Below are 263 nucleotides of genomic sequence, written 5' to 3'. Positions count from 1 at the left end.
CACTGAATGGCGCAGCGCCTTTGAAGGAATGGTTCCCCAGTGCACACAGCCACCGCCTACGGCTTGCTGACGTTCAATGACAGCAACCTTCTTATTGCTTTTCGCAAGATTCATGGCGGTTCCTTCACCGCCAGGACCTGTGCCAATGATAATGGCATCGTACTGATACGATGCCTCTGCTTTAGGTTGCTGTTTTTTGCTTGCTGTTTGCTTTGCCACGGTGACTCCTTAGGGCATTAACAATGAGCCTTAAGCAAGCGGGC

Annotated in this window: 1 protein-coding gene; it reads right to left on the bottom strand. The window is 51.3% G+C overall.

The features are described from left to right. On the bottom strand, positions 1-219 hold a 219-nt coding region (locus CWC14_RS19105; RefSeq protein WP_138564437.1), incomplete at its 3' end, for an FAD-dependent oxidoreductase. Between the last annotated feature and the right edge of the window lie 44 nt (positions 220-263).

It is taken from the genome of Pseudoalteromonas sp. S3260 (assembly GCF_005886925.1).
GTDB classification, from domain to species: domain Bacteria; phylum Pseudomonadota; class Gammaproteobacteria; order Enterobacterales; family Alteromonadaceae; genus Pseudoalteromonas; species Pseudoalteromonas tetraodonis.
The sequence above is the reverse complement of the archived record's forward strand: the minus strand, read 5'-3'. Positions and strand labels throughout refer to the sequence as shown.